The sequence below is a fragment of the Hoeflea sp. Naph1 genome, assembly GCF_046837775.1.
GTDB lineage: Bacteria > Pseudomonadota > Alphaproteobacteria > Rhizobiales > Rhizobiaceae > Hoeflea.
Window position 1 is genome coordinate 4,160,883 of sequence record NZ_CP177286.1, and the last position, 26,657, is coordinate 4,187,539.

The 26,657-nt window shown below is 60.2% G+C and carries 20 protein-coding genes; 5 read left to right on the forward strand and 15 right to left on the reverse strand.

Annotation, left to right across the window (positions count from 1 at the left end; translation table 11 throughout):
- Positions 1-59: 59 nt before the first annotated feature.
- Genes ACK6D9_RS20025 through ACK6D9_RS20035 form a run of 3 tightly spaced genes read left to right on the forward strand, consistent with a single transcriptional unit; the run spans position 60 to position 3,243 of the window.
- The gene (locus ACK6D9_RS20025; RefSeq protein WP_412051856.1) at positions 60-746 is read left to right on the forward strand and encodes a response regulator transcription factor; all 687 of its coding nucleotides are present in this window, start codon (positions 60-62) and stop codon (positions 744-746) included.
- Positions 743-2,170 (forward strand): sensor histidine kinase, encoded by a 1,428-nt coding sequence (locus ACK6D9_RS20030; RefSeq protein WP_412049848.1) that lies wholly within the window; start codon positions 743-745, stop codon positions 2,168-2,170. The genes ACK6D9_RS20025 and ACK6D9_RS20030 overlap by 4 nt, the downstream gene beginning before the upstream one ends.
- Entirely contained in the window at positions 2,167-3,243 is a 1,077-nt protein-coding gene (locus tag ACK6D9_RS20035) for an ABC transporter substrate-binding protein (protein WP_412049849.1), read from the forward strand. Before ACK6D9_RS20030 ends, ACK6D9_RS20035 begins: the two co-directional genes overlap by 4 nt.
- A gap of 82 nt (positions 3,244-3,325) precedes the next feature.
- On the opposite strand, the gene ACK6D9_RS20040 is transcribed toward ACK6D9_RS20035, so the two are convergent.
- Entirely contained in the window at positions 3,326-5,491 is a 2,166-nt protein-coding gene (locus ACK6D9_RS20040; RefSeq protein WP_412051857.1) for an esterase-like activity of phytase family protein, read from the reverse strand.
- Here ACK6D9_RS20040 and ACK6D9_RS20045 point away from each other — a divergent pair.
- Complete coding sequence (locus ACK6D9_RS20045; RefSeq protein ID WP_412051886.1) at positions 5,418-5,609, forward strand: hypothetical protein; 192 nt, start codon at positions 5,418-5,420, stop codon at positions 5,607-5,609. The genes ACK6D9_RS20040 and ACK6D9_RS20045 overlap by 74 nt on opposite strands.
- A 79-nt stretch (positions 5,610-5,688) precedes the next feature.
- Here the strand turns inward: ACK6D9_RS20045 and ACK6D9_RS20050 are convergent, their stop codons facing one another.
- From ACK6D9_RS20050 to ACK6D9_RS20110, 13 genes are all read right to left on the reverse strand, one after another.
- Positions 5,689-7,179: a putative bifunctional diguanylate cyclase/phosphodiesterase gene (locus ACK6D9_RS20050; RefSeq protein WP_412049850.1), complete on the reverse strand. Its 1,491-nt coding sequence runs from the start codon at positions 7,177-7,179 to the stop codon at positions 5,689-5,691.
- Between the two features lie 377 nt (positions 7,180-7,556).
- Positions 7,557-7,703, reverse strand: a complete 147-nt coding sequence (locus ACK6D9_RS20055) for a hypothetical protein (protein ID WP_322989316.1) — start codon at positions 7,701-7,703, stop codon at positions 7,557-7,559.
- Between the two features lie 221 nt (positions 7,704-7,924).
- Positions 7,925-9,196: an ABC transporter permease gene (locus tag ACK6D9_RS20060; protein ID WP_412049851.1), complete on the reverse strand. Its 1,272-nt coding sequence runs from the start codon at positions 9,194-9,196 to the stop codon at positions 7,925-7,927.
- A gap of 3 nt (positions 9,197-9,199) precedes the next feature.
- A complete protein-coding gene (locus ACK6D9_RS20065; RefSeq protein WP_322989314.1) occupies positions 9,200-10,336 on the reverse strand; it encodes an ABC transporter permease in 1,137 nt (378 codons plus the stop codon).
- Positions 10,333-11,844 (reverse strand): ABC transporter ATP-binding protein, encoded by a 1,512-nt coding sequence (locus tag ACK6D9_RS20070; protein WP_412049852.1) that lies wholly within the window; start codon positions 11,842-11,844, stop codon positions 10,333-10,335. Before ACK6D9_RS20070 ends, ACK6D9_RS20065 begins: the two co-directional genes overlap by 4 nt.
- A gap of 256 nt (positions 11,845-12,100) precedes the next feature.
- Positions 12,101-13,132: a BMP family lipoprotein gene (locus ACK6D9_RS20075; protein WP_412049853.1), complete on the reverse strand. Its 1,032-nt coding sequence runs from the start codon at positions 13,130-13,132 to the stop codon at positions 12,101-12,103.
- Positions 13,133-13,330: 198 nt separating this feature from the next.
- Positions 13,331-13,702, reverse strand: a complete 372-nt coding sequence (locus ACK6D9_RS20080) for a hypothetical protein (protein WP_412049854.1) — start codon at positions 13,700-13,702, stop codon at positions 13,331-13,333.
- Positions 13,703-13,771: 69 nt separating this feature from the next.
- On the reverse strand, positions 13,772-14,917 hold the full coding sequence (locus tag ACK6D9_RS20085) for a site-2 protease family protein (RefSeq protein ID WP_412049855.1): 1,146 nt from the start codon (positions 14,915-14,917) through the stop codon (positions 13,772-13,774).
- A gap of 130 nt (positions 14,918-15,047) precedes the next feature.
- Entirely contained in the window at positions 15,048-15,959 is a 912-nt protein-coding gene (locus ACK6D9_RS20090) for an NAD(P)-dependent oxidoreductase (RefSeq protein ID WP_412051858.1), read from the reverse strand.
- Between the two features lie 41 nt (positions 15,960-16,000).
- Positions 16,001-17,437: an aldehyde dehydrogenase family protein gene (locus ACK6D9_RS20095; RefSeq protein ID WP_412049856.1), complete on the reverse strand. Its 1,437-nt coding sequence runs from the start codon at positions 17,435-17,437 to the stop codon at positions 16,001-16,003.
- 10 nt (positions 17,438-17,447) lie between these two features.
- Positions 17,448-19,022 carry a trimethylamine methyltransferase family protein gene (locus tag ACK6D9_RS20100; RefSeq protein WP_412049857.1) on the reverse strand — a complete coding sequence of 525 codons (1,575 nt, stop codon included), beginning with the start codon at positions 19,020-19,022 and terminating at the stop codon, positions 17,448-17,450.
- A 34-nt stretch (positions 19,023-19,056) separates the two neighbouring features.
- On the reverse strand, positions 19,057-21,504 hold the full coding sequence (locus tag ACK6D9_RS20105) for a GcvT family protein (RefSeq protein ID WP_412049858.1): 2,448 nt from the start codon (positions 21,502-21,504) through the stop codon (positions 19,057-19,059).
- Positions 21,501-23,948, reverse strand: coding sequence for a GcvT family protein (locus ACK6D9_RS20110; protein ID WP_412049859.1), 2,448 nt, complete (start codon positions 23,946-23,948; stop codon positions 21,501-21,503). The genes ACK6D9_RS20105 and ACK6D9_RS20110 overlap by 4 nt, the downstream gene beginning before the upstream one ends.
- Positions 23,949-24,079: 131 nt before the next feature.
- Between ACK6D9_RS20110 and ACK6D9_RS20115 the strand changes: the two genes are divergently transcribed.
- Positions 24,080-24,931: a LysR family transcriptional regulator gene (locus tag ACK6D9_RS20115; RefSeq protein WP_412051859.1), complete on the forward strand. Its 852-nt coding sequence runs from the start codon at positions 24,080-24,082 to the stop codon at positions 24,929-24,931.
- A gap of 167 nt (positions 24,932-25,098) precedes the next feature.
- Here ACK6D9_RS20115 and ACK6D9_RS20120 read toward each other — a convergent pair whose 3' ends face one another.
- Complete coding sequence (locus ACK6D9_RS20120; RefSeq protein WP_322989367.1) at positions 25,099-26,652, reverse strand: alanine/glycine:cation symporter family protein; 1,554 nt, start codon at positions 26,650-26,652, stop codon at positions 25,099-25,101.
- Between the last annotated feature and the right edge of the window lie 5 nt (positions 26,653-26,657).

Here is a 26,657-nt window from a genome sequence, read left to right on the forward strand (position 1 = left end):
TGGCTATGCTAACCGCCAAAGCTGTCAACAAGCTGTCAGCCGGCGGGAGGCCCCAGACCATGCATTTTCTGGTCGTTGAAGACACGGCCGATGTCGCGGAAGCCATAATCGAACGGCTGGAGCGTGGCGGGCATGCCTGCGACCGCGCCGCTTCGCTGGCCGACGCGATGCATTTTGCCGCGGCCTCGACCTATGATCTGGTGATTCTCGACATCAACCTGCCCGACGGCTCCGGTCTGGATTTTCTCAAATGGTTGCGAGGACGACGCAACGCGGTGCCGGTTCTGGTTCTGACCGCGCGGCTGGCGGTCGACGACAAGATCGGCGCGCTCGATTTCGGCGCGGATGACTACATGGTCAAACCCTTCGATCTGGGCGAGCTGGAAGCCCGGGTCCGCGCCATCGTCCGGCGCCGCAGCGGCGAGGCTGGTGCCCGCCTGTCGGCCGGCAATCTCGAATTCGACATGGTGACGCGACTGGCGACCGTGGATGGAGAACCGCTGTCGCTGACCCCGCGCGAGCAATTGCTGCTGGAGATATTTTTAGCCAACAAGGGGCGAGTGCTTGAAAAAGAGGAGCTGATTATGCGGTTGTTCGGCATGGATGCCGACGCTGGCCCCAATGCCATCGAGCTCTATGTCGGCCGGCTGCGCCGCAAGCTTTCCGGAGCCGGCATGGAGATCAAGACCCTGCGCGGTCTCGGCTATCAGGCACGCGCCTGTGAACCCGGACCCGCCTTGCCGTGAGCCCACCAGCCGCAATCATTCCATCCGCAACCGCCCATTCGATCGCCTGGCGATTGACGCTTCTGCTGACACTGCTTTTGACCATTGCCGTGGCCGGCACTGTTTACGCCGCACTGAGCTACGGTCAGACCGCGGCCACCCGCGCTTTTGATCGGCTGCTGACCGGCGCGGCGCTGCAGATCACCGAACGCATCAGTGTCGTTGAAGGCGAAACCGTGATCGATATTCCGCTTTCGGCATTCGGCCTGCTGTCGCTGGCTTCCGAAGACCGGATCTTTTACCGGATCCTCGGTCCCGATGGCGTGACCCTGACCGGCGACGAGAATTTTCCATTGCCTGAACAGACCGCCCCCCGGGATGAACCCTTGCTCTATGACGCCGACTTCTCAGGCGAAGCAGTGCGCGCCATCCGCATGCAGCGCTTTCTCGCCGAGCGCGCGGTGCGTGGACCGATTACGGTTGTGGTGGCGCAAACCTTGCGCGCCCGCTCCGAACTCGCCCATGAGATTGTCACCCGGGCGGTGATTGGCGTCGTCATCGCCGGCGGCGTTACCCTGATCCTGGCGCTGCTCGCCATGCGGCTGGCGCTAAGCCCCTTGCGCCGCATTGAGCGCGCCATCCTGGCCCGCGACCCGAAGGATCTGACGCCCTTTACCACCACCACGCCACGCGAAGTCGAGGCGCTGGTCGCCGCCATCAACCGCTTCATGGCGCGCCTGGACCGCCGGGTCGGCGCCATGCAGGGGTTTGTCGCCGACGCTGCCCACCAGATGCGCACCCCAATCACTGCGCTGCGCGCCCAGACCGAACTCGCCATGGAGGAAACCGATCCTGGTCGGCTAAAGACGTTGCAGCGGCGCATCCGCGACCGGGCGATCGGCGTCAGCCGGTTAACCGATCAATTGCTATCGCATGCGCTGGTGACCCACCGCGCCGATTCCGCAACGCTGGCGCTGATCGACCTGCGGCGGGTGGCGGTGGAGGCAGAGCGCGAAGCCCGTCGCACCGGTGGTTCAGAGGGCATCGAGCTCGATCTTCCTGACGATCCGGTGATGGTGACCGGCGATGCCTTCAGCCTGCGCGAAGCGGCCCGAAACCTGCTCACCAACGCGCTGTCCCATGGCCAACCGCCGGTCTGGCTGCGCGTCAGCATCACCCCCGACAACCGGGCATTGATTGCCGCCCATGACAGCGGCCCCGGCATGAGCGCTGATCAGTTGGGCCGCATCGGCCAGCGTTTCGCCCGCGATACCACCAACCCGCAAAGCGCCGGGCTGGGGCTGGCGATCGTCGCCGAGGTCGCCGAGTTTCACCAGGGCTCGATCACCACCGCACGCACAACCGGTGGCGGCTTTCTGGTCGGTGTCGAATTGCCGCTGGTGCCTCCATCAACGCCTCCCATACCGGGGGGCAATATTTCATGATCAATCCCAAGTTAGTTTTCTTGGGCACGGCCCTGATCACCATTGCCGCGCTACCGGGCAAACCGAAAGCCGCAGAAACGTTGACCCGGTTTGAAGCCGCTTCCGGCAACACCGAACTGGTGATCGCCAGCGTCACCGATCTTGATTTCATGCGGCCACTGATTTCGGCTTTTCAACAGCAGAACCCTGGCATCTCGGTCAGCTATATCGAGGATACGTCCAACAGTCTCGACGCCACCGTCTCGCAAGCCTGCACCGACCGGACATTTTTCGCCGATCTGGTGATCTCCTCATCGATCGCCCAGCAGGTACGCCTGGTCAATGGCGGCTGCGCCCGCGAGATCGGCAGCCCTGTTCTCGCAGACCTGCCTGACTGGGCACAATGGCGCGGCGAACTGATCGGCCTGACCTATGAGCCGGCGGTGATCGTTTACAACAGGGCCAAATTCGCCGCCGAAGGTCCGCCCTTGAGCCGGTTCGACCTGATCGACATGATGCGGCAATCCGACAAGCTCAGCGGTCGCATCGCCACCTACGATATCGAGGAATCCGGCGTCGGCTATCTGTTCGCCTTCCAGGATTCCACCGAGGCCAGCACCTGGGGACGCCTGATCGAGGGCTTTGGCCGCAACAACGTCGCCACCTTCTGTTGCAGCTCGGAAGTCATCGACCGGGTTGCAGACGGCCGCGCGCTGATCGGCTATAACGTGCTCGGCTCCTATGCGCTGTCTCGGGCTGAAAAAGACCCGCGCATCGGCGTGGTACTGCCGAGCGATTACACACTGGTGTTGGCCCGCGCCGGCTATATTCCGCGCGAAGCCCGTGCGGCGAACGCGGCCCGAGCGTTTCTGGAGCTGGTTCTATCCCCGGCAGGCCGTGCGATCCTTGACGGGGAAACCCGCCTGCTCACACCGCTGAGCGGCCCCGGCGCCCTGCCCGGACTGACCGACAACAAGGAACCGGCATTACGGCCGATCCCGTTGTCACCGGCGCTGCTGGTATCGCTCGACCGCGCCAAGCGGGCTCGGTTCCTGTCGCAATGGCGCAAATCGGTGACTCCGCCTTCGCCGTAGCATCAAACGGTCACAGACCTACCTGAACTGCAAGAGGCCGGGCGCATGACAACGCCCGGGCTCACTATTTCAATGCCTACGGTCAGTTGGAAACCGGTGCCAGACCGTCGACGGTGAAGAACAGGGTTTCGCCGGAGCTGTCGTCGACGCCGTCATTGTCGGTGACGATGTAGCCCTTGCCGTTGGCATCAATCGCAAGACCTTCGACCTTGTCGACCACGTAGCCGTTGAGTGCCTTCAGCTCGTCAAGCAGGTCGCGAACTTCTTCCTTCTCCACCAGCGGCAATTCACTGCCCAGCTTTGCCGGAACCATCTGGCTCAGGGCAACGCGGAAGATCTTCTTGATCGCTGCCTTAGTGCCGATCTGGTTGTCACGCTCGATGATGTAGGCATAGTCGCCGTGGATCTCGATGTCGGACAATCCGACCCAACCCTTGTCGGCCGGTGCATCGAGCTGGTAGCGCACAGCGCCCCATTCCTTGCTGTTGGTGTTATAGGCCACCAGCTTGACCTCATTCTTGGCGTCATCGGTCCAAGGACGCTGCACCGGCATCCACAAGGTATCGCCAAGACGCGCGATGCCTTCGAAGCCGAAGCGCTTCTCCTGCGCCAGCAGTTCCTCAGGCAGGGAGATTTCCTGCTTGATCACGCCCTTGGCGTTGACGTGGTAAAGTGCATGAGGAACCATCCGGTCAGTCCGGCCTTCCGAAGCCAGCCAGAAGCCATCCTTGCCGTCCGTCGTCACACCTTCCAGGTCAAGCTTTTGAGCAGGGAAACCGGCCCGAGTGATCTCCAGTGCCGAGGTGATGCGCGCCGGGGTCTGGGTGGCGTCGATGGTAAAGATCGTCGGCTGATAGCCATAAAAGCTGTCATTGACCGCATAGAGCTTGCCGGTGATGTCGGCATCGGCGGCGAGACCGGACAGAGCGCCCCAGCCAATGAGCGCATCCGACCCTTCCGAAGTGATCTGCGGGTAGGCGGCCGGCGCGTCCTGGCGCTGATACAGCATTACATGGCTGCGCACGCCACCATCTTCAATCAGATCGGCTTCGTTGGCCGATGCGACCAGGTTGAGCGAGGGGATGGCGACGATGCCTTCAGGCGCTATGCCCGACGGCAGCATCTGAGTGAGCACCGGCTCGGCCGGGTTGCTGACATCATAGACACCGATGATGGACGCACGTTCGGCACCGACAAACACATAGGGCTTGCCGTCAAACGTGGCGACTTCGATCGATTCCGGCTCCGCGCCCTTGGCGTCCGAGCGCTTGTCCGGGTAATGGCCCGCCTCAACAATCGCATATTCGAACGACATGCCTGAATCATAAACCACGTTGCCATCCTTGTTGAAGATGGTCCAACCACGCGATCCGCCCTCGTAATCGCCTTCATTGGCAATGGCGAAATGATTGTCATCGATCCAGCCAACGGCATCGGGTTCACGCTTGCGGTCTGTCTGGGTTTCGGTGAACCGCAGCGCGCCGCGTTCATCGGTAAGGTCGACATTTTCCAGCGTCACGGCACCGGCAGAGAAGTGCGAGACCACCTTGCCGGCACGGTCGAGCACGACGATGTGGTTGTTTTCCTGCAGCGTCACCACGGTTTCGCCAAGGCTATTGATATCGACAAATTCGGGCTCCGGATCTTCCGGCGCGATCTCGGCCAAACCCGTCACATCGGAAAACCGCAGGCTCGCACAATCAGCTGCGCCATCCTTGACGTCGATGAAAGCAACCTGGCCAGCAGGCATCTGCGGCAGAACACCGTCACCGAGGTCCTCGTCACGCTCATTCTCAATGGCGATGGCCAGGAACGAACCGTCCTTCGCGCTGGCAATCGAATCCGGCTGGCCACCAAGATCACAGCTTGCGGAAATAGTGCGACTTTCAATATCGACGGTCAGCAGCTTGCCGCCAACCTCGACATAATTACTGGAGGTGTTGACCGCGACAAAAGCGTTGCCGCCAATAACGGTGACAGATGTTGGCTCGGCTTCGCCACCGTCGGCGGGCTGCATCGACACGTTGCCGAGCGGCTTGGGATTGGCCGGATCGGCGATATCGATGATGCCGATCACACCCAGCGGGCTGTCGGTATAGACCAGACGCTGGCCATCTTCGCTGGCAGCGATGATTTCTGCGGATGTTTCACGGTTCATGTCTTCGCCAGCGGCCATGTTCGAGGGCGTGGCCAGCGATGAAACCCGGTTGAAATTCATCTCCGCGGCCGACGCCGAAGCGGCGATCATGGCAAGGGCGGAGGTGAAACAAAGCAATCTCGACATAGGGCAATCTCCCAGTTTGATTTCCGGCGATGTGCCATCAGCGAGATTGCAGGATCACGACAAGGACGTGACAGTTATGTGAAAACGGTGGACAACTGACCCTTCCCGCCAGGAAACGGGCACCAACGGAATTTGGAACCCGTCGGGCATTTATTTCGGGATCAGGCTAATTGTCGCTTACTCTCCGTATCTGACGCCTCGTTGCCGTAGTTCAGACGGCTGGCGTCGAGGTCCTCGATGAAAGTCGGTCTCCCGAAGTAGTAGCCTTGGAAGCGATCGCAACCCGCAGCACTGGCGCGCATGAGATCGGCCTCGGTTTCAATCCCTTCGGCGACAATGTAATTGCCGGCGCGGCGTGCGATTTCCACCACAGCACTGACAAACACATCGGTGACATGGTCCGAGCCCAGGGTCCCGATATAGCTCTTGTCGATCTTGATCACATCATAGGGCAGCGCCCGCAACTGGTTGAACTCCGAATAGCCCATGCCGAAATCATCGAGCGCGATGCGGAAGCCAACCTCCTGAAGCGCCGAGATCTGCGCGGCAATGACCGGATTGGCCGCCAACGAGGCGCTTTCAGTGATTTCCAGAACGATACGGTGCGGGTCTGTTCCGGTTTCTGCAAGAATCTTGAGCATCTGGGCTTTCAACTCGGGTTTGGCGATCTGGTTGGCCGAGAGGTTCACGTTGACCGGCACGTCCGGCAGTTGGGCCAAGTCTTCGCACACATGGCTCAAGACATAATCGCCGATATCGCCGATCATCAATGCCCGTTCAGCAACAGGAATGAACACATCCGGCGGGATCACACCCCTGAGCGCATGCTGCCAGCGCAGAAGCGCCTCAAAAGCCACCAACTGGCCCTTGGCGTCGACGATCGGCTGATAGGCCACCCGCAAATGCCTGAGCAGGAGGGCCGCGCGCAACTCGCGAACCAGCGCCTTCTCGTTGCGGATGTCGGTCAGCATATCTTCCTCAAACACCGTGGCACAGGCGCGACCGTTTTTCTTCGACGCATAAAGCGCCATGTCAGCGTTGGTGAACAGCGAACTCCAAGTCTTGCCGTGATACGGCGCCAGAGCAATGCCGATGGACGCAGAGACCGACAAACGATGGTTGCCGACACTGGCTGCCTTTGAGAGCCCGGTCTCGAGGCTGGCACACAGCCCATGCGCGTATTTTGCGGTAATCGGGTCGGAGTGCTCAATCAGCACCGCGAACTCGTCGCCGCCCAGCCGGCCCACCTGCGCGTCGGGGAAATGCAAACGCAGTTTGTCGGAAAAATGCACCAGAACCGTATCCCCCGCCGGGTGGCCAAGGCTGTCATTGACTTGTTTGAAGTGATCGATATCGGCCAGAAACAGCGCAAAGAACGATGTACTTGAACGAGCTTCCAGCGCCGACTTGGCCTCAAAGACAAATTTCTCGCGATTGAAAACCCCCGTCAGTGCGTCGCGTTCGGATTGCGCAAGAACCCGGGCGTGGTCCTTGCCGAGGGATTTCAGCCGACTTTTGAGATCCAGCACCGAAATCAACAAAAACAGTGGAATGCAGGCAACGATGCCGAGGAGGATCACGCCGGTGCTGGCGTAACCGCCGATTTCCGGCTGGCCGGAACCCTGGATCCATCGAATGAGAAGAACTCCCAATATCAGCAAGCCTAGGAGGATGATGGAAAAACTGAACTCCGCGCTCCAATCAAGCCATCTGTTTCGTGTCTGCCTACGCATTTACTGAGCCCTGCTACCACGTATTCATTGGATGATCTCGGAACCGGACCGGTATCCATTCATCCAACTTGTCTTCATCTTCATCGGCAGAAAGACGGTCCGAACATGCACGGGCGATACACCCATTCGACATTCGGTTTCATTGCCCTTGCCAGCTTTTTCCCGCATCATGCGCTTGGCTACGGTAGCTGCAGCTTGTTAACGGAAACCAAACAACCAGTTGCAATTGCTAGCATTTTTGCCGAAGCCATTAATGGCGACCTTGCGAGGAGAAACAATTCGGCCCTGAACCCGGCTTACGGCGCGACACCGAGGCTCTCATAATTGGCGTCAAGAAAATGTCCGGCGCAGGCTTGCCAGGAGAAACACATGGCCCGGGCGCGCGCATCAACGCCGGAAAGCGCAAGGCAGGCGAGCGTGGCCGTGTGTGAATCATTATCCACCACCCTGCCCCGCATTGGCCGCCAGGCGTCGGCGATTATAAGCAGATTTGGCAGCTGCCGATCTGTCCGGGTGATTGCTCCAGTTTGCCCGTTCGCCGTTGATACCCGTGCCGAATCCGCCAACCAGCCACCGAGATGCCCTCACAGCTGTATCAGCAGAGCTGGCGCGCCCCAAGCTCCCGACAAACCATGGCTATCCTCGTTTTACAAATGTCGGCAGCCTATTCCTTGACATAGGGCTGCCCGTCGGCTGCCGGTGCACGCGCCCGACCGACAAATCCGGCCACCACGATGATCGTAGCGATATAGGGCGCCATTGCCAGAAACTCCGACGGGATCGGCGTTTGCAGCAAGGCCAGCTTCTGCTGCATGGAATCGGCAAAACCGAACACCAGCGCCGCCATCAGCGCGCCCACCGGGTGCCACCGGCCGAAGATCATCGCAGCCAGTCCGATATAGCCGCGTCCGCCGGTCATGTTCTCGTCAAACCTGCCGACCGAACCCAACGTGAACCAGGCGCCGCCAAAGCCTGCGACCATGCCGCCCAGCGTCACATTGATGAAGCGGGTGCGGTAGACATCGATCCCCAGCGTATCGGCAGCCCGCGGATGTTCACCCACCGCCCGGGCTCTGAGCCCGGTGCGCGTGTAGAACAGGTAGTAGGTTGCCACCGCCACCATGACCAACGCGCCATAGACAAAGATGTTCTGATAAAACAGCATCGGCCCGATCACCGGAATGTCGCCCAGCAACGGAATCTTGATCGCCCGGAACACCGGCGCATTGTTGAGCGAGCGGTATTCCTGGAACACCTGACTGCTGACATAGGATGTCAGTCCCAGCACGAACAGGTTGATCACCACCCCGGCGATGATCTGGTCCATCCGGTAGGTCACCACCAGCGCCGCCAGGAAAAAACCGAACAAGCCGCCAATTGCTACCGCAGCCGTCAATCCGGCGATGCCACCGAGCAAAGAACCGACCAGCGCGCCCGTGAAGGCACCGGCGAGCAGCATGCCCTCGATCGCGATATTGACCACCGCCACGCGCTCGCACAGCACCCCGGCGAGACCGCCAAGCGCAATCGGCACGGCGCGAACCATGGTGGCCTGCAGCATGCCGGTCAGCGAAAATGCCTTGCCGGCTGTGGCCCAGACCAGAAACGCGACCACGGCCAGCGTCATTCCGAGCCCGAGCGATAGCGATGTCCAGCGCACGCCACCACGCAGGAACTGTCGCGCGCCCAAGAATGCGAGAATGCCCGCAGCGATGAAATTGAACTGGGCTGCCGGAACTCTCAGATTGGGCAGCACCAGCGCGTCGGTCGGCCGTGACAGCCTGAATACGGCGCTGCCTTCGCTGCCGGCGCCAAACACCAGCGCCACCAGCACCGCCAACGCGATCAGCACTGCGCCGGAAATTCGGGCGTGTTTCTGTTTTCCAAGATCAAGCCGTGCCGGGCTATCGGCGGTGGGATTTTGAATTGTTGTCATGACCTACTCCTTCCGCGCCGTTCCGGGCTTGCGAAAGCCCCATGGGAAAATGGCCCGCACCAATAGCGGTGCAGCAATGAACACGATGATCAGGGACTGGATGATGCCGATCAGGTCGATGCTCACCCCTGCGTCAACCTGCATCTGTCTGCCTCCGGCCTCCAGCCCGCCGAACAGCAGCCCGGCCAGAAGCACGCCGAACGGATGCGACCGGCCCAGCAGCGCAACCGCGATGGCGTTGAAGCCGATCCCTGCCGAAAATCCCGGCGTCGCCCGGTCCAGCACGCCCAGCACCTGCGCCGAGCCGGCAAGCCCTGCAAGCGCGCCCGCTGTCGCCATCGCAGCAACAATGATCAGACCGGAGCGCATACCCGCAAACCGCGCCGCATCGGGACTTGCGCCGCTGGCGCGAAATTCGAACCCGATCTTCGTCCGGTACAGGATCCAGTAGACCAGCAGCACTGCGGCGAGTGCGAGAAAAATACCCGCATGCACCCGCAGGTTTGGATCGATCCATTCCAGCAGCCTGGGCAATTGCGCATTTTCCGGAACCGATTTGGAAATCGGGTCGCTGCGCCCGGCGCGCTGCACGTAGGGCAGCCGCAACATGTAGTCGACCAGTCTGTAGGCAATCAGGTTGAGCATGATCGTCGAGATCACCTCATGGGCGCCGGTGGCTGCACGCAACCACCCGGCAATTGCCGCATAGAGCCCGCCCACCAGCGCGCCAGCCAGCAGGCTGATGGGCAACAACACGATATAGGGCAGTCCTGAAAGGCTGAAGCCGGCGATCACCGAGGCCATGCCGCCAACCAGGATCTGCCCCTCGGCGCCAATGTTGAACAATCCAGCGCGGAAGCCAAGCGCCAATCCCAACCCGGCAAGCACCAGCGGCGTGGCTGCTGTCAACGTTTCCGATATCGCGTTGACGGAACCGACCGAGCCTTTCAGCAGCGCCAGATAGGACCGGGCGATCGTGCCCGGTTCCACCCCGGTGGCCAGCATCGTCAGCGCGCCCAGAATCAGCGCCGCGGCGATGGCAAACACCGGCACGATCACCAGATCCTCGAATTCCGTCCGCCCCGGCGCGGCGCGCTTGAGCAGCTCCTGAACGGCCTTGTCGATATTGGAATCGCTCATGCTTTTGCTCCCGCCATCGCCAGTCCCACCGCGTTCTTGTCCACCGGGCCCTTGCTGGCGTCGAACTCGGCCACGATCTTGCCCTTGAACATCACCAGGATCCGGTCCGACAGCGCCAGGATCTCGTCGAGCTCCGAGGAGACAATCAGCACGCCGTCGCCTTCGTCGCGGGCATCAATCAGCCGCTGGTGGATATATTCGATCGATCCAACATCAAGGCCGCGGGTCGGCTGTGCCGCGATCAGGAACTTGGTGTCGCGGGACATTTCCCGCGCGACCACCAGCTTCTGCTGATTGCCGCCGGACAGATGCCCGGCCTCGGCATAGACCGATGGAGTGCGGACATCGAATTCAATGGCGTTCTGCGCCGCGTTCTTGCGGACCTTGTCCCACTTGATCTCGAGCCCGGACGAAAAGCGCTCGTCATAATAGGTGTCGAGCACCATGTTTTCCGCGACTGTGAAACTGGGGATGATGCCGGTGCGTTGCCGGTCCTCCGGGATATGCGCAATGCCCATCCGGTGGCGCGCCCGCGGTGAAGCGCGCGTGATGTCCTTACCAGCATAACGGATCGAGCCGCCCACCACCTCACGCAAGCCCGCCAGCGCCTCGACAAGCGCCGACTGGCCATTGCCCTGGACACCGGCGATCCCGACGATTTCGCCGCTCTTGATGGTAAAGTCGAGATGGTCGACCGCCACGGAATCGTTCTTGTTGAGCACCACCAGATCGCTTACCTCGATCATCGACGGTCCCGGCTCATAGGGCTTCTTTATGACATCGAAGCTCACTGGCCGTCCGACCATCATCTCGGCCAGATCGGTCGTCGACAGTTTTTTCGGATCGCCTTCGCCAACAATTTCACCACCGCGCAGGACGCTGATCCGGTCGGCGATTTCGAGAATTTCGTTGAGCTTGTGGGTGATGAATACCAGCGCCTTGCCGGCATCGCGCAGGGATTTGACGATTTCGAAGAACTCGGAGACTTCCTGCGGTGTCAGCACTGCGGTCGGCTCATCGAGGATCAGCACCTCGGCGGAGCGAAACAGCACCTTGATGATTTCCACCCGCTGTTGGACACCCACCGGAAGGTTTTCAATCAGCGCGTCCGGATCGACCTCCAACCCGTATTGCTCGTGAATCTGCCTGACCTGAGCCCTGGCGACATCAAGGTCCAGATAGTCCATCCGGTCGGTCGGCTCGACACCGAGCACGACATTCTCGGCCACGGTGAAAACCGGGACCAGCATGAAATGCTGATGCACCATGCCGATACCCGCCTTGATCGCCGCACCCGGCCCATCAAAGATGACAGGCTTGCCGTCGATCAATATTTCGCCTTCATCAGGACGGTAGAGGCCGCTCAACACATTCATCAGGGTAGACTTGCCGGCGCCGTTTTCACCCAGCAGACCGAGCACTTCACCACTGCGAATGGTCAGGTTGACGCCTGAATTGGCGACCACCGACCCGAAACGCTTGGTAATTCCGCGAAGTTCGACATCCATTTCATACACTCTGACATTTAGAGCCGACCGTTCTCAGATGCGACTGCGTGAGCTGGCAACCGGTAATCCGCAAAAAGCGCAGAGCATGCCCGGGCGGCGAGCGCGTAGGGCACTTGCGGTTGTTTCAGCCTGGGCAGTTCGAAAAATTCAACCGCTTCAGATCATGCATCTGCAACTGACAGGCTCGGGAACCAGACGGGAAACCGGGCCAGGAAGTGGAATTGGCCACCCCCTGACTCGATGCGCTGCCGGTGCGCTACTTGTTGTCTACGGAAATCGAGCCGTCGATGATGCCGGCACGAATGGTCTCGAGTTCCTGCTTCAACTCGGCCGGAACCGCATCTTCGAGATCATGGAACGGCGCCAGGTCGACACCGCCATTGGCGAGCGATCCCTCAAGCACACCACCTTCGAACTTGCCACCCATCACGCTCTTGATGACGTCGAAAACGGTGGCGTCCATCCGCTTGGTGATCGATGTCAGATACACCTGCTTGTGCTCGGGGTCGCTGAAATAAAGATCGGCATCGACACCGATGATCTTGAGTTTGTCGGCGCCCAGTTCCGCGGCCAGCGTTGCCGACCCGAGACCAACCGGCCCGGCCACGGGGACGATGATATCGGCGCCTTCGTCGTAAAGATTCTGGGCAAAGGCACGCCCGTCATCGAGCGACTCGAAATTGTTGGTGAACAGGCCCTCGCGGGCTTTCGGGTCCCAGCCGAGCACGGTCACAGAGGTACCCTTCTGTTCATTGTAATAGCTGGCACCAGCGGCAAAGCCGTCCATGAAGATCGTCACCGGAGGGATATTGATTCCGCCGAACACGCCGAGTACGCCGGTTTCGCTCATCCCGGCGGCCAGGTAACCGGCGAGGAAGGCAGCTTCGTCGGTGGCATAGACTTGGCCCAAGATGTTCGGCACCATCGGGTCATAGGCAAAATCGACGATCGAGAATTTCTGATCCGGGTTGGCCAGCGCGGCATTCTTGGTGGCGTCGCCAAGCAGGAAGCCGACGGTAATGATCACGTCGCATTGGCCGCCGATCAGCGAATTGATATTCGCTTCGTAATCGGTCTCGGCCTGGGATTCGAGAAACCGGCCCTCAATGCCAAGTTCCTTCTTGGCGTCCTCGACACCCTTCCAGGCTGTCTGGTTGAAGCTGTTGTCGTCAATACCGCCAGTATCGGTGACCTGGCAGGCGGTAAACGCTGCCGCCATCGGAGCGGACGCAAGAAAAAATGCTGCCGCGATTGCGAGACAGCCCGAGCTTTTCCGAACATGGTTCATGATGATCTCCACCCTAGTTTCGCGCTTCGATCTGCATTCCGCAGGGAGGCCGGGCGCCTTTCCCGTCAGTGTGATCAAACAACGCCAGACTGAAACCTTAACGGCTGTGCATGCAATTCCATTGATATACATCAAGCTGCCAAAAAATAATCGGTGGGCCGACCGGCGGGCCAGCCCCCGGCTGGTCTGGCTCAGCGACTATTGCGCGGCGCGCCGGACGTTGAGTTTGAGAAACGCAACCAGCAGCGCCAAGGCCAGTGTCGGGCCGCTACCGACGCCGATCATCGCATCATTGTCGCGCGAATCCGATTGCCGCAGCGTGCAGCTCCAGTCGCCATCCACCTCATGTGCCTTACCCTTGAGCGTGATTGACCATCCCGGCAGGTGGGTATTGACCATGTGCAGTGCTGCATCGGTTGGATGGCGTGCGGCCAGAGCTCCGGATTCGCCAAAATTCTCGTCCGGGAATGCGGTTTGCAGCGCACTTATCACGTCGGCATAGAGCTCTGCGTCGAGATCCCGCGCCTGCGAAACCCGGTTTAACATATCCGTCAGACCATTGATCACCATAGTGTCCTCATTCCTCAGATTTGCTTGCTCGTTGCTTCACCACTTCCGACGGAACCGTCCTGACCAAGGCTAATGCCCGGTCTTCATTGTGGTGCCTATTTCCTGCTGCAGCGCCAGATAATGCACAACATCGGACAGCGAAATCACGCCGATCAGCTTGTCGGCATTGGCCACCATCAACTTGCGCCGCGTGCCAGCGCCCAGCCGCTTGAACACTTCGTCGAGCGGCGTATCGGGCGTTACCGTGTTGTCGGAGCCGGCCGGGATTGCCACCTCAGCGACCCGCCTGATGGGCCATTCCGCCCGATCGATCGACCTTACGCCTGCGGCATCGACATAACCGAACAGGCGACCCTGGGAGAGAACCGGCACGAAGCTTACGCCGCGACGCAGCATCACATCGTCGACCAATTGCGCAATCGTTGCATCGGCATCAACAGTCCAGAGCAGATCACTCATCAGCATCCGTGCCGACTTGCCGCGCAGAGAGTTTTTGATAAGCAGGTTCTGATAGCTGCCGCTGGAGGCATTGATGACGAAAAAGCCGATCAGGATCTGCCACACGCCACCGATACCCTGACCGCCGAACACGGCAAAAGCGCCCGTGACCATCAAAAACAGACCGAAAAACGTGCCGATGCGGCTGGAAATGCGTGTCGCCCGAACCACATCACCGGTCAGTTGCCAGATCGCCGCACGGAAAACCCGCCCACCATCAAGCGGGAACGCCGGAACCAGATTGAACACCGCAAGCACCAAGTTTATCAGTGCAAGATACCCAAGCACCGCTCCAATCGCGCCGATGTTGTCGCCGTCGATGAACGGGTCCGACGCCAGATAGAACAGGCCGGCTAGCGCCAGGCTCATCAACGGCCCGGCAATGGCAATCTGGAACTCGGATTTCGGCGTGTGCGGTTCTTCCTCCAGTTCGGCCACCCCGCCAAAAATGAACAGGGTGATGCCGCCGATCTCAAGACCATAGGCCCGGGCCACCACCGAATGCGCCAGTTCATGAAGGACCAACGAGACAAACATCCCGAGCATCGCAACTATGCCTAGGGTCGTGTAAAACGTGGCCGTCTGGGCCGGCAACATCTCCGGAAAATAGGAGGTCGACAGGCTCCACACGATCAGCGCGGCGATCAAAAGCCAGCTAGGGTCGACCCGGAGCTTGAAGCCGAAAATTTCAAAAAGCTGGACCGCATTCTTGAACATGATGTCTCTCGCTGCCTGTTGCTGTTGGCCTACAATGCACCAGACTGGCGAGCAGCGTATTGATCGACGTCATGTCGCGCGAAAGATCACGCCGCTGGCTCGCGATGACTTTTTGACCCTAGCCCTGCCCCTATTCAAGCCGTGCAGAAAACCCATCAGCGCGCAGATCGGTCTCGAGCACATCCTCCAGCAGCTTGACGATCTGGGTCGATTGCGCATCGCCGCCATAGGCCGCCTTGCCGCGCACGAAGGTCTGGTTGGTCAGTCCGGCCAGATCCATCGGTACACCGAATTCCCGGCCGAAATTCATCGCAAAACCAAGATCCTTGAGCGCCAGATCCATATTGAAGGCAACGTCATAGCTGCCGTTTAGGATCAGCTGCCCTTCCGTCTCATGCACAAAACTCGAGCCGGAACTGGCGGCAATGGCTTCCCACGCTGTCTTCAGGTCGAGCCCGCCGCGCTTGGCCAGCATCAGCGCTTCGCCGTCAGCCACCAGATGAATGAAGGCCAGCATGTTGGTGATCACCTTGATGATCGACGCGGAGCCGAGCGGTCCCATATGGAAGATCTTGTCACCCATCGCCTCAAACGCAGGCTTGTGCTTGTTGAACAGATGCTGTTCGCCGCCGGCCAGCACGGTGATCTTGCCCTGCGCCGCCAAATGCACACCGCCGGTCACCGGCGCCTCCATTGTTTCGATGCCCTTGGCTGAGGCGACCGTGGCAAGCCTCAAAATATCATCGCGGCCGAGCGTCGACATCTCGATCCACGTGGTTCCGGGTCTGGCCGTGGTCAGCATTTCGGTGAGCACTTTCTCAGACACTGCCGGCGACGGCAGACAGGTGATGATCGCGTCGCAGTCGCGCGCCAGGTCTGCTGGCGTGTCAGCCCAAAGGCAGCCCTTGCCCATATCCAGATGACGCTTGGCCAAAGACGGATCGATATCGGTGACCGAAACGTCAAAGCCTTCGCGCAACAGGCTTGCCGCCATATGCCCGCCGAGATTGCCCAAGCCGATGAAACCATAGCGCATGGTGATGCTCCAAATATGCAAGTTCAGATGATGGTGAATGCGCGGTTTTAGCCGTGGCCGATCAACGCCTTGGTTTCGAGATAATCGCGCATGCCCCAGTCGGCATATTCGCGGCCATTGCCCGATTGCTTGTAGCCACCGAATGGGGCGAACATGTCTGCATCGGGGTAGTTGATATGCACTTGCCCGGCGCGCATCTGCCGCGCGATCACCCGCCCATGTTCGAGATCGCCGGACTGCACATAGGCGGCAAGCCCGTAGACCGTGTCATTGGCGATTTCGACCGCCTGCTCTTCCGTATCGTAAGGCATGATGGCGAGCACCGGACCGAAGATTTCCTCGCGCGCGATCCGCATATCAGGCGTCACCCCGCCAAACACGGTCGGCCGGACATAGTAGCCATGGCTCAAGCCTTCGGGCCGGTCGCGCCCGCCGGTCACCAGCGTCGCACCATCCTGAATGCCTGACGCAATAAGCCCCTGGATCTTGTCATACTGAACCTGGCTGATCACCGGCCCCAGATTGGTTTTCGGATCAAGCGGATCGCCGGTGACAAGCCTCTCGGCTGTCTGTTTTGCAATCGCCAATGCTTCCTCGTGGCGGTCCCGTGGCACCAGCATCCGTGTCGGTGCGTCGCAGGACTGGCCGCTGTTGCCGAAGCACCACTCGACACCACTGCTCACCGCGGCGTTGAGATCAGCATCTGCCAGAATGATGTTGGGTGATTTGCCGCCCAGTTCCTGCGCCACGCGCTTGACCGTATCGGCTGCTGACTTGGCCACAAGGATGCCCGCCCGCGTCGATCCGGTGAAGGAGACGATGTCGATATCGGGATGGCTGCTCAGCACCTGTCCCACCCCAGGACCGTCACCATTGACCAGATTGAACACGCCAGCCGGCACGCCTGCCTCATGCAGGATCTCGGCAAACACAATGCCGCTCAAAGGCGCGATTTCGCTCGGCTTGAGCACCATGGTGCAGCCTGCGGCGAGCGCCGGCGCCACCTTGGAGGCAATCTGGTTCATCGGCCAGTTCCACGGCGTGATCAGGCCGGCAACCCCGATGGCTTCGTGCACGACCAGCGTTGTGCCGCGCATTTCCTCGAACACGAAGTCATTCAGCGCCGTTATCGTGGCTTCGATATGGCTCAGCCCGGAGGCCGCCTGCTCGGAGCGCGACATCTTCATTGGTGCGCCCATTTCCATGATGATGGCTTCGGCGATCTCGTCGAGCCGCGCTTCATAGCCATCGCGGATGCGACCGAGCAACGCCAGCCGATCCGCCACCGACCAGGCGCTGAATGCCGGAAAAGCCGCCCGCGCTGCTGCGATGGCCTTTTCAGCGTCCTGCCGGGTGCCAAGCGCCACGCGAGCTACGCTTGCCTCGGTGGCCGGGTTGACAACGTCCATCATCGTCGCCCCGGAGGAAGGCTCCACCCAGCCCCCATTGATATAAAACCGTGCAATATTGTCCGGGATACTCATCAATCATGCCTCATACATAAATGTTGAACGCCGCGCGGATTGCAGCGTCGGTCGCGGCATCAAACAAGGGAGCCGAAGACTGCGCCAGAATTTTGTTTTTCCGCTCGATCGCCTTTTGTACCAGATCCGGCTTGCCGATTTCAGCCCATTCCTTCGGGCTGGTCCGATCTGCCATCGCCGGGTAGACATATTCGGTTTGCATCACGCCCAGCGTCTGCGGATGGCCGAGATAGTGGCCGGGCCCCTCCAGGCAAACCTCCCGCATCGCGTCCAGGCTGACGCTGTCCTCGGTCACATCGATCCCGCGCACGCAGCGCAACACCTGGCCCAGAAGGTCGTCGCCAAGCACCAGCGATTCCATGCAGAATCCGAGCAGCGAGGCGTGCATGCCAACTGCTTCATAGACCATGTTGAGACCGCTCAGCCCTGCCATGGTGTTCGAGATCGCCTGCTCCCAGCCGGCCTGCATGTCGGGCAGTTTCGCATCGGCGATACCGGCGGCGGCGCCACCCGGCAAGCCGTAAAATCGGTGCATCTGGGCACATCCGGCCGACAGCAGCGCCTGTTCGCCGGAGCCGCCCGACATCGCCCCTGTACGCAAATCGGAAACGAAAGGCCATGTGCCGAACACCGCCGGATGACCCGGCGCCATGGCGTTGACATAAACCACGCCTGCCAGGCATTCAGCCACCGCCTGCACGATCGCGGTGGCCAGCAGCGCCGGCGCAGTGGCGCCCGCCTGCCCGGCTGAAAGCAGCAGCACCGGCATGCCCGCGCGAACGCATTTTTCCATGGTGACGCAGCTCTCTTCTGCAAACCGCATCGGCGGCACCACAAAGCAATTGGAATTGGAGACGAACGGCCGGGCCCGCCAGTTGGCCTCACCGCCGGCAATCATGTGAATGAGATCGAGGCAGCCTTCGAAATGAGACGGATCAGAAAAACTGGTGCCGACATGCTTGGTGGTGCCTGCGCAACAGGCATAGATGGTGTTGATGTCCATCTCGTAATTGTCGACCACGTCGCGGCAGACCATGGCGCGCTGAAAGAAGTGCACATTGTCGAGCGCGTGGGTGATCCGCGCCGCGTCATACAGATCCTTCGCCGTCGACTCGCGATAATTCCGGTTCTCGACATCGACAATGTGGACCGCAGCACCAGCCGTGCCGTAATGAACCCGGGTTCCGGACAGATTGAGATCGTGGGCCGGATCGCGTCCGAACAGCACCAGATCCTTGTTGGCGAGCGCCAGCATGTCCTCGACCAGCGCACGCGGAAAGCGGATGCGCCCGTCATCACCAAGGATAGCGCCTGCGCCGGTGAGAATTTCAACACCCGACGGCGGAGCCTGCGAAAGCCCTATGGTTTCCAGCGCATCGAGTGCTGCCTCGTGAATGCGAAGCACATTGGCGTGGCTCAGCGGTGAATATTGCCCACCGCTCATTCCAGCCCGTATTGGCCTGAGATTGACAGCCAGCGGTGCCGATCTGGCGGCTACCCGGCTGGCGCGCCCGCCAGAACGGCGGCTCTGCTTTACAGCTTCAGGAGACTCGATTGCAGTGTTGGTTTCAGTTGCGATGTCCATCTTGGTCTCCATGAGGTCCGAAGCAGATTTCAAGTCACATCCGGACGCGCAGCGATCCGGGGTCGTAAAGCGGTTTCAGGGACGCGACCGCAGTATGGCGTTCCCCGGCAATTTCGATTTCGTAAGTAGAGGCAAGCACCTCTTCAGTGCTTTCGCCCGCGCAGGGCACGTAGCCGAGCCCGATTGCGCCGCCGAGATGATGGCCGTAATTGCCCGAGGTGATGATCGAGACGATCGCTCCGTCACGGACGATCACCTCGTTGTGGAACATTAGCGGCTCAGGGTCCTTGAGCTGGAACTGCACCAGACGGCGCGAAAGCCCTTGCTCGCGCTTGCGCAACACCGCATCTCGGCCGATGAACTCACCCTTTTTGGTCTTCACCGCAAAGCCGAGACCGGCTTCCAGCACATGATCCTCGTCGGTGATGTCATGGCCGAAATGGCGGAAGCCTTTTTCGATCCGGCAGGAATCGAGCGTATGCAGCCCGCAGAGTTTGAGCCCATGATCAGCCCCTGCATCGATCAGCGTTTCGAATACATGCGCCGCCTGATCACTGGATACATAAAGCTCCCAGCCCAGTTCGCCGACATAGGTGACGCGATGGGCGCGGGCGAGGCCCATGCCGATCTCGATTTCGCGGGCGGCGCCAAACGGGTGCGTCTCGTTGGAAAATTCATTCGGACTGACGGCCTGCATGAGCCCGCGCGCATTCGGACCCATTACGCACAACACTGATTCACCTGCCGTCACATCGGTAATGACGACAAACTCGTCACCCAGATGCCGCCTCAGCCAGGCCAGATCGCGTTGCAGGGTGGCGCCCGGTACGATCAGCAGATAGGCGGTGTCCGACAACCGCGTCACGGTCAGATCGCACTCGATGCCGCCGCGCGTGTTGAGCATTTGCGTGTAGACAATGCGACCCGGCTCGACATCCATCTCGTTGCCGCACAGCCGCTGCAGGAACGAAGCCGCATCGCGTCCCTCAACCCGGATCTTGCCGAACGAGGTCATGTCGAACAGGCCGACTGCCTCGCGCACCGCCATGTGCTCGCGCTTCTGGTTGTCAAACCAGTTCTGCCGTTTCCAGGAATATTTGTATTCGCGCTCCTGACCTTCATCGGCGAACCAGTTGGCACGCTCCCAGCCGGCCATTTCACCAAACACCGCGCCCCGCGCTTTGAGCTGCTCATGGATCGGCGAACGGCGGATACCACGGGCGGTCTCCATCTGTCGGTAGGGGAAATGATCGGCATAGAGCAGGCCGAGTGTTTCGGTGACGCGCTCACGCAGATAATGCCGGTTTTTCTGGAACGGTTGCGCCCGGCGGATATCGACTTCCCACAGGTCGAACGGCGGCTCGCCATCATTGATCCATTGCGCCAGCGCAAAGCCTGCGCCGCCGGATGAGACAATGCCGATCGAATTGTAACCGGCAGCGACCCAGTAGCCTTTCAGCTCCGGTGCTTCGCCAAGATAATAGCGGTCATCCGGCGTAAAGCTTTCAGGTCCATTGAAGAAGGTGTGGATGCCAGTCGTCGCCAACAGTGGCATCCGGTTGATCGCCTGTTCGAGGATCGGCTCGAAATGATCGAAATCCTCCGGCAACTGGTCAAAGCAGAAATCCTCCGGGATTCCCTGCATGCCCCAGGCCTTGGCCTTCGGCTCGAACGCCCCGAGCAGCATCTTTCCGGCATCTTCCTTGTAATAGGCGCATTCATCCGGCACGCGGAGCACCGGCAGCCGCGGCAGATCTTCGATCGCTTCGGTGACAATGTAGAAATGCTCGCAGGCATGCAGCGGCAGCGTCACGCCAGATTGCGCCGCAAGATCGCGGCCCCACATACCGCCGCAATTGACCACGATGTCAGCCGCAATCGAGCCGGTTTCCTCGCCCTGCTGCCAGTCGACCCCGGTCACCTGCCCATCGGCACTGGTGATCGCCGTCACCTTGACGCCCTCGATGATCCGGGCGCCGTTCTGGCGCGCACCCTTGGCCAGCGCCATGGCGATATTGGCCGGATCGCATTGCCCGTCGAGCGGCAGATGCACCGCCGCCGTGACGTCGGAAATATTGAGATGCGGATACATCTTCAGCACCTCTTCGGGACCAATTTCCTGAACATCAATATCGAAGGCCCGGGCCAGCGAGGCCTGGCGAAAAATCTCTTCCTTACGTTCCTCGGTCAGCGCCACGGTGATTGACCCGCATTGCCGCATACCGGTGGCGACACCGGTCTCTTCCTCGAGCTTGACGTACAGATCGGCCGAATATTTGGCCAACCGGGTCATGTTGAGCGAGGCCCGCAATTGCCCGATCAATCCGGCCGCATGCCAGGTGGTGCCGCAGGTCAGCTGTTTGCGTTCCAGAAGCACGATGTCGCGCCAGCCGAGCTTGGCCAGATGATAGGCCACCGAACAGCCCGAGACGCCGCCGCCAACGATGACCACGCGGGCCTTGTCGGGGACAGCCGTGCTCATGCCCGAATCCTCTCGTTTTTTGGATCCCACAGCGGCTGGTCAGGTTGCACGGTGGCGGGGAACCGCTCGCCGAATATTTCAACTTCAAGCTCGGTGCCCGGCTCCGTCAGATCGGCCCGCAGCATCCCCAGCGCGATTGACTTGCCGATCCGGTGGCCCCAGCCTCCGGACGTCGTTTCTCCCACCACCGCACCGTTGTGCCAAAGCGTCGACATATAGGGCGCATCGCAGTCTCCGGCCTCGATCACCATTGTGACAAAGCGCCGATTGACGCCGCGCTGCTTTTCAACCTCGAGGGCCTGCTTGCCCAGGAAGTCGGGCTTGTCCCATTTGACGAAACGATCGAGGCCGCCCTGCAGGATTGTGTAATCGGTCGACAGATCGCCCTTCCAGGCCCGGTAACCTTTCTCGAGTCGCAACGAATTGAGCGCGAACATGCCGAACGGCTTGAGACCGAGCGGCGCGCCGGCTTTCATCACCGCATCGAAGACCAGTGCTGTGTCTTCAACCTTGGTGTGGATCTCCCAGCCCAGCTCGCCTGCGAAGGAGACCCGCACCAACTGGCACCAGATGCCTGCCACTTGCGCCGATTGATGTGTTAGCCACGCCTTACCCAAATCAGCATCGGTGAGCTCGGACAGGATCTCCCGCGATTTGGGTCCGGTCAGGATCTGGCAAGAGAATGCTTCGGTAACATCCTCGATCGCAATGTCAGAACCGGCAGGAAGGTGTTTCGTCAGCCATTCGAAATCGTGCCATTGCGCGGCGGCGGCAGTGGTCAGGAAGAAGAAATCCTCGTCCAGCGCCATCAGCGACATCTCGGTGACGATATGTCCCTTGGCGTCGGAGAAATAGCCAAGCCCGATCCGCCCCGGCTTCGGCGCCATGCCGGTAATCAGCGTGTTGAGCCAGTCGCGCGCGCCCGGCCCCTGAACCTTGAACCGCGAAAAGCCCGGCAGATCCAGAATGCCGGCAGCGTTGCGCACCGCCAGGCACTCTTCGCGCACCGCCTCGAACCAGGCGCCTTCGCGCGCCCAGGTCTGGGTCGCTTCCTCGCTTGTGTCGTCACCGGGCCGGGCATACCAGTTGGCCCGTTCCCAGCCATTGTACGCGCCAAATTGCGCGCCAAGCGCCGCAACCCGGTCATGCACCGCCGAGAGTTTCTTGTTGCGTCCTGCCGGCCAGGCGTGATGCGGAAAGTGCATCGCGTATTCATGGCCATAGACTTCCATGCCCTTGGCAATCGCGTACTCCTGATCGCAAAATGCGGTGAAGCGGCGCGGGTCGCACGACCACATGTCCCACTCGGTTTCACCTTCCATCACCCATTCGGCCAGCACCTTGCCGGCACCGCCGCCCTGGCAGATGCCGAAGGTGAAGACGCAAGCCTCGAATGCGTTTGGCACGCCGGGCATCGGCCCGATCAGCGGGTTGCCGTCCGGTGTGTAGGGAATGGGGCCGTTAATGTTCTTGGTAAGACCCGCCGTGCCCAATAGCGGCACCCGCTCGACAGCATCATTGATGTACCATTCCAGCCGTTCGAGATCGTCCGGATAGAGCTGGAACGAGAAATCCTCAGGCATCGGATCATCGGGCGTGACCCAATGGGCCTTGCAGTTGCGTTCATAGGGGCCGAGGTTGAACCCGTTCTTTTCCTGCCGGAGATAGTAGGAACTGTCGACATCGCGCATCAGCGGCAGCTTGCCGCCATTCTCCCGGCTCCAGGCGGCTATCTCGGGAACCTCGTCAAACAGCATGTATTGATGGCTCATCACCATCATCGGCATGTCGCGGCCAAACATCTTGCCGACTTCGCGGGCATAATAACCCGTTGCATTGACAACATATTCGCAGCGGATTTCGCCCTTCGGCGTCGAGATTACCCATTCGTCGCCGTCGCGGCGCACGCCGGTGGCCGGGCAGAAACGGTGGATTCTTGCACCCATGTCGCGCGCGCCCTTGGCCAGCGCCTGAGTCAGTTGCGCCGGATCGATGTCGCCGTCATAGGGATCATAGAGCGCGCCGCTGAGATCGTGGGTTTCGGTAAACGGGTAGCGCGTCCTGATCTCGTCGGGCGCCAGCACCTCAAGCTCCATGCCCTGATAGCGTCCCATGCCCGCCACCCGGTGGAATTCCCGCAGCCGTTCGGCGGAATGACCGAGCCGGATCGAGCCGGTGACATGGTAATTCATCGGGTAGTCGACTTCGTCAGCCAGCCCCCGGTAAAGCTCGGTCGAATAGCGCTGCATGTTCATGATCGACCAAGACGACGAAAACGTCGGTACATTGCCGGCCGCATGCCAGGTCGATCCGGCCGTCAGCTCGTTCTTTTCGAGAAGCACGCAGTCTGTCCAGCCGGCCTTGGCCAGGTGATACAGCGCCGAGACGCCAACCACGCCCCCGCCGATTATGACGACCCTCGCATGCCCGGAAATTTCGACCACTGGTGCCTCCCGAAACCGGTTGATGACAGCGAGTATCCGACCTTGCCTGCCGTTCCGCTATTCCGCCGAAAGGCCTTTATTAATCGGAAAATCCGATTAGGGTGCAAAGCAGCAATTGGAGCGCCCCGGCAATGCAGATCGAGCAGCTGGAAACTTTTCTCGACCTGATGGAAACCAACAGCTTCAACCGCACTGCCGAGCGGCTGAACCTGACGCAATCAACCGTATCCGCCCGGATCCACGCGCTGGAAACTTCACTGGGACGGAAATTATTCACCCGCAGTCGCGCCGGCACACAGCCAACCCCGGCCGGGTTCCGCCTGCTCGACCATGCCCGCTCGCTGCGCCACCAATGGACCCAGGCACGCCGTTCGGTGCAAAGCACTGGCAATTTTGCCCTATCGATGCGGATCGGCATCCAGCACGATCTTGTCTCTAACCATATTGCCGATTGGGTGACCGGGTTTCGCCGGGTCCTGCCGGACGCATCTTTCTATATCGAGCACGATTTTTCCAACCAGATGAGCATCGACCTGCTGGCCGGCGAACTCGATTTATCGATCCTGTTCACGCCCAAGAACCTGCCCGATCTGCATCATGAATTGATCGGCGAGGTTGGCTACCGGATGATCAGCTCCCACGCCAGTTGCATCAAGGAGATCGTGCCCGAAAGCTACATCTTCACCAACTTTTCTCCGGCTTTTGACAGGATGCACCGTCCGGTGGTCGCCGGGCTTGACGAGGCGCCGCTTTCGAGTGGCCAGAACATTACCGTCTGCGGTCTGCTGAGTTCGCTTGGCGGGACCGCCTATGTGCTTGAGGACTCTGCCATCGAAATGGTCGCGGCCGGCGCATTTTACTATGTCGACGACGCCCCGCGCATCCCGCAGGCCGTCTATTTGGCGATGCACCTTCGCAACCGCCATTCGCATGTTCACCGCCGCATGCTCGAAAGTGCCCGAAAGCAATTGTCAGGCACTTGACACCGGCAGCATCTCTCCTGACGCAGCTGGCGGTTGATGAATCGACAATTGCCGCGTCGCCCCCCACACGAATATTCGCACAAAAAGGGCGCCAACCGCTTTCGCGCCGGCGCCCGATGTTCTGCGGGCCCAGAGCGAGCCCGCAGCAAGGATGGTGACAAGCAGCCTTAGTGTTTGAACTTCCGGATCTCGCCTGACTGCAAACGCGAGGCGTAGGAGATCAGCTCCTTCTTCACCAACTTCATCAGGAAGTAGAGGCAGAAGATGTTGACCACCGCCATGGCAAAGATCGCGGCATCGGAGAAATCAATGACCGGGCCTAGGTTTGCTGCGGCACCAATGACGATGAAGACGCAGAAAATGGACTTGAAGGTCAGCTCCGAATTCTTGCCTTCACCAAACAGGTAGGTCCAGCTTTTGAGCCCGTAGTAGGACCACGAGATCATGGTTGAGAAGGCAAACAGGATCACCGCGATCGCCAGCACATAGGGGAACCAGCTGATGGCCGACCCGAATGCAGCGGATGTCAAAGCCACACCGCTGACGTCACCGACAGTGGCAATGGAGGAACCCGCTTCATTGAGCACATAGAGCCCGGTTGCCGGATCAACGATCAACTGCTGCGAAATGGTGATGACCAGGGCGGTCATCGTGCAGATCACAACGGTATCGATGAGCGGCTCGAGCAGTGACACGAAACCCTCGGTGATCGGTTCCTTGGTTCTGACCGCGGAGTGGGCAATCGCCGCCGAGCCGACACCGGCCTCATTGGAAAACGCTGCCCGTTTGAAACCCTGGATCAGGGCGCCGACAAACCCGCCTGCAACCCCAAGGCCTGTAAAGGCGCCGCCAAAGATCTGGCCAAAGGCCCATCCGATCTTGTCATAATTGATCAGAAGAATGATCAGCGCGGCACCGACATAAAGGAGGCCCATGAACGGGACCACTTTTTCGGTGACATTGGCAATCGACTTGATGCCGCCGACGATCACCGAAAAGACCACGACTGCAAACACGATCCCGGTAATCCAGCCCGGATAGTCCCCGACAATGCCGGAAATCTGGGCATGGGCCTGGTTGGCCTGGAACATGTTGCCGCCCCCCAGTGCGCCAAGGATACAAAAGATCGAAAACACCACGGCGAGGAACTTGCCGCCTGGAAGCCCCAGTTCCTTGAAACCCTTGGAAATGTAATACATCGGGCCGCCGGAAACCGTGCCGTCCTCATATTCATTGCGGTATTTCACACCGAGCGTACATTCGGTGAATTTGGACGCCATGCCGAGCAATCCAGCCAGGATCATCCAGAACGTGGCTCCGGGGCCGCCGATGCCAACGGCAACGGCCACACCTGCGATGTTGCCGAGCCCGACAGTACCGGACAAAGCAGTCGCCAGCGCCTGGAAGTGGCTGACTTCGCCAGCGTCATTCGGATCCGAGTAATCGCCCTTCACCAAACTGATGGCGTGGCCGAAGAACCTGAACTGGACAAAGCTGAAATAGAGCGTGAAAATTGTCGCGGCGACCACCAGCCACATCACGATCCAAGGAAAACTGGTGCCTGGAATCGGTGCAAAAATAAGACTGACAAAAGGACCGGTTACGGCGGCAAAGACCTGGTTGACCTGCTGATCCAGCGTCATCGCTTCCTGCGCTTGCGCAATGCCGGGTACTGCTGTAGCCGCAATCAATGACAGCATTAATTTCTGAATAAAATTCATGATAT

What these genes read in the sequence shown, in the direction of transcription:
- ACK6D9_RS20115 (WP_412051859.1), top strand. Translation starts at nt 24,080, where the DNA reads ATGCAGATCGAGCAGCTGGAAACTTTTCTCGACCTGATGGAAACCAAC.
- ACK6D9_RS20085 (WP_412049855.1), bottom strand. Translation starts at nt 14,917, where the DNA reads ATGTTCAAGAATGCGGTCCAGCTTTTTGAAATTTTCGGCTTCAAGCTC.
- ACK6D9_RS20070 (WP_412049852.1), bottom strand. Translation starts at nt 11,844, where the DNA reads ATGGATGTCGAACTTCGCGGAATTACCAAGCGTTTCGGGTCGGTGGTC.
- ACK6D9_RS20095 (WP_412049856.1), bottom strand. Translation starts at nt 17,437, where the DNA reads ATGAGTATCCCGGACAATATTGCACGGTTTTATATCAATGGGGGCTGG.
- ACK6D9_RS20065 (WP_322989314.1), bottom strand. Translation starts at nt 10,336, where the DNA reads ATGAGCGATTCCAATATCGACAAGGCCGTTCAGGAGCTGCTCAAGCGC.
- ACK6D9_RS20100 (WP_412049857.1), bottom strand. Translation starts at nt 19,022, where the DNA reads ATGGACATCGCAACTGAAACCAACACTGCAATCGAGTCTCCTGAAGCT.
- ACK6D9_RS20045 (WP_412051886.1), top strand. Translation starts at nt 5,418, where the DNA reads ATGTTCGAGGGCGTGGCCAGCGATGAAACCCGGTTGAAATTCATCTCC.
- ACK6D9_RS20080 (WP_412049854.1), bottom strand. Translation starts at nt 13,702, where the DNA reads ATGGTGATCAATGGTCTGACGGATATGTTAAACCGGGTTTCGCAGGCG.
- ACK6D9_RS20040 (WP_412051857.1), bottom strand. Translation starts at nt 5,491, where the DNA reads ATGATCGCCGCTTCGGCGTCGGCCGCGGAGATGAATTTCAACCGGGTT.
- ACK6D9_RS20025 (WP_412051856.1), top strand. Translation starts at nt 60, where the DNA reads ATGCATTTTCTGGTCGTTGAAGACACGGCCGATGTCGCGGAAGCCATA.
- ACK6D9_RS20120 (WP_322989367.1), bottom strand. Translation starts at nt 26,652, where the DNA reads ATGAATTTTATTCAGAAATTAATGCTGTCATTGATTGCGGCTACAGCA.
- ACK6D9_RS20060 (WP_412049851.1), bottom strand. Translation starts at nt 9,196, where the DNA reads ATGACAACAATTCAAAATCCCACCGCCGATAGCCCGGCACGGCTTGAT.
- ACK6D9_RS20105 (WP_412049858.1), bottom strand. Translation starts at nt 21,504, where the DNA reads ATGAGCACGGCTGTCCCCGACAAGGCCCGCGTGGTCATCGTTGGCGGC.
- ACK6D9_RS20075 (WP_412049853.1), bottom strand. Translation starts at nt 13,132, where the DNA reads ATGAACCATGTTCGGAAAAGCTCGGGCTGTCTCGCAATCGCGGCAGCA.
- ACK6D9_RS20035 (WP_412049849.1), top strand. Translation starts at nt 2,167, where the DNA reads ATGATCAATCCCAAGTTAGTTTTCTTGGGCACGGCCCTGATCACCATT.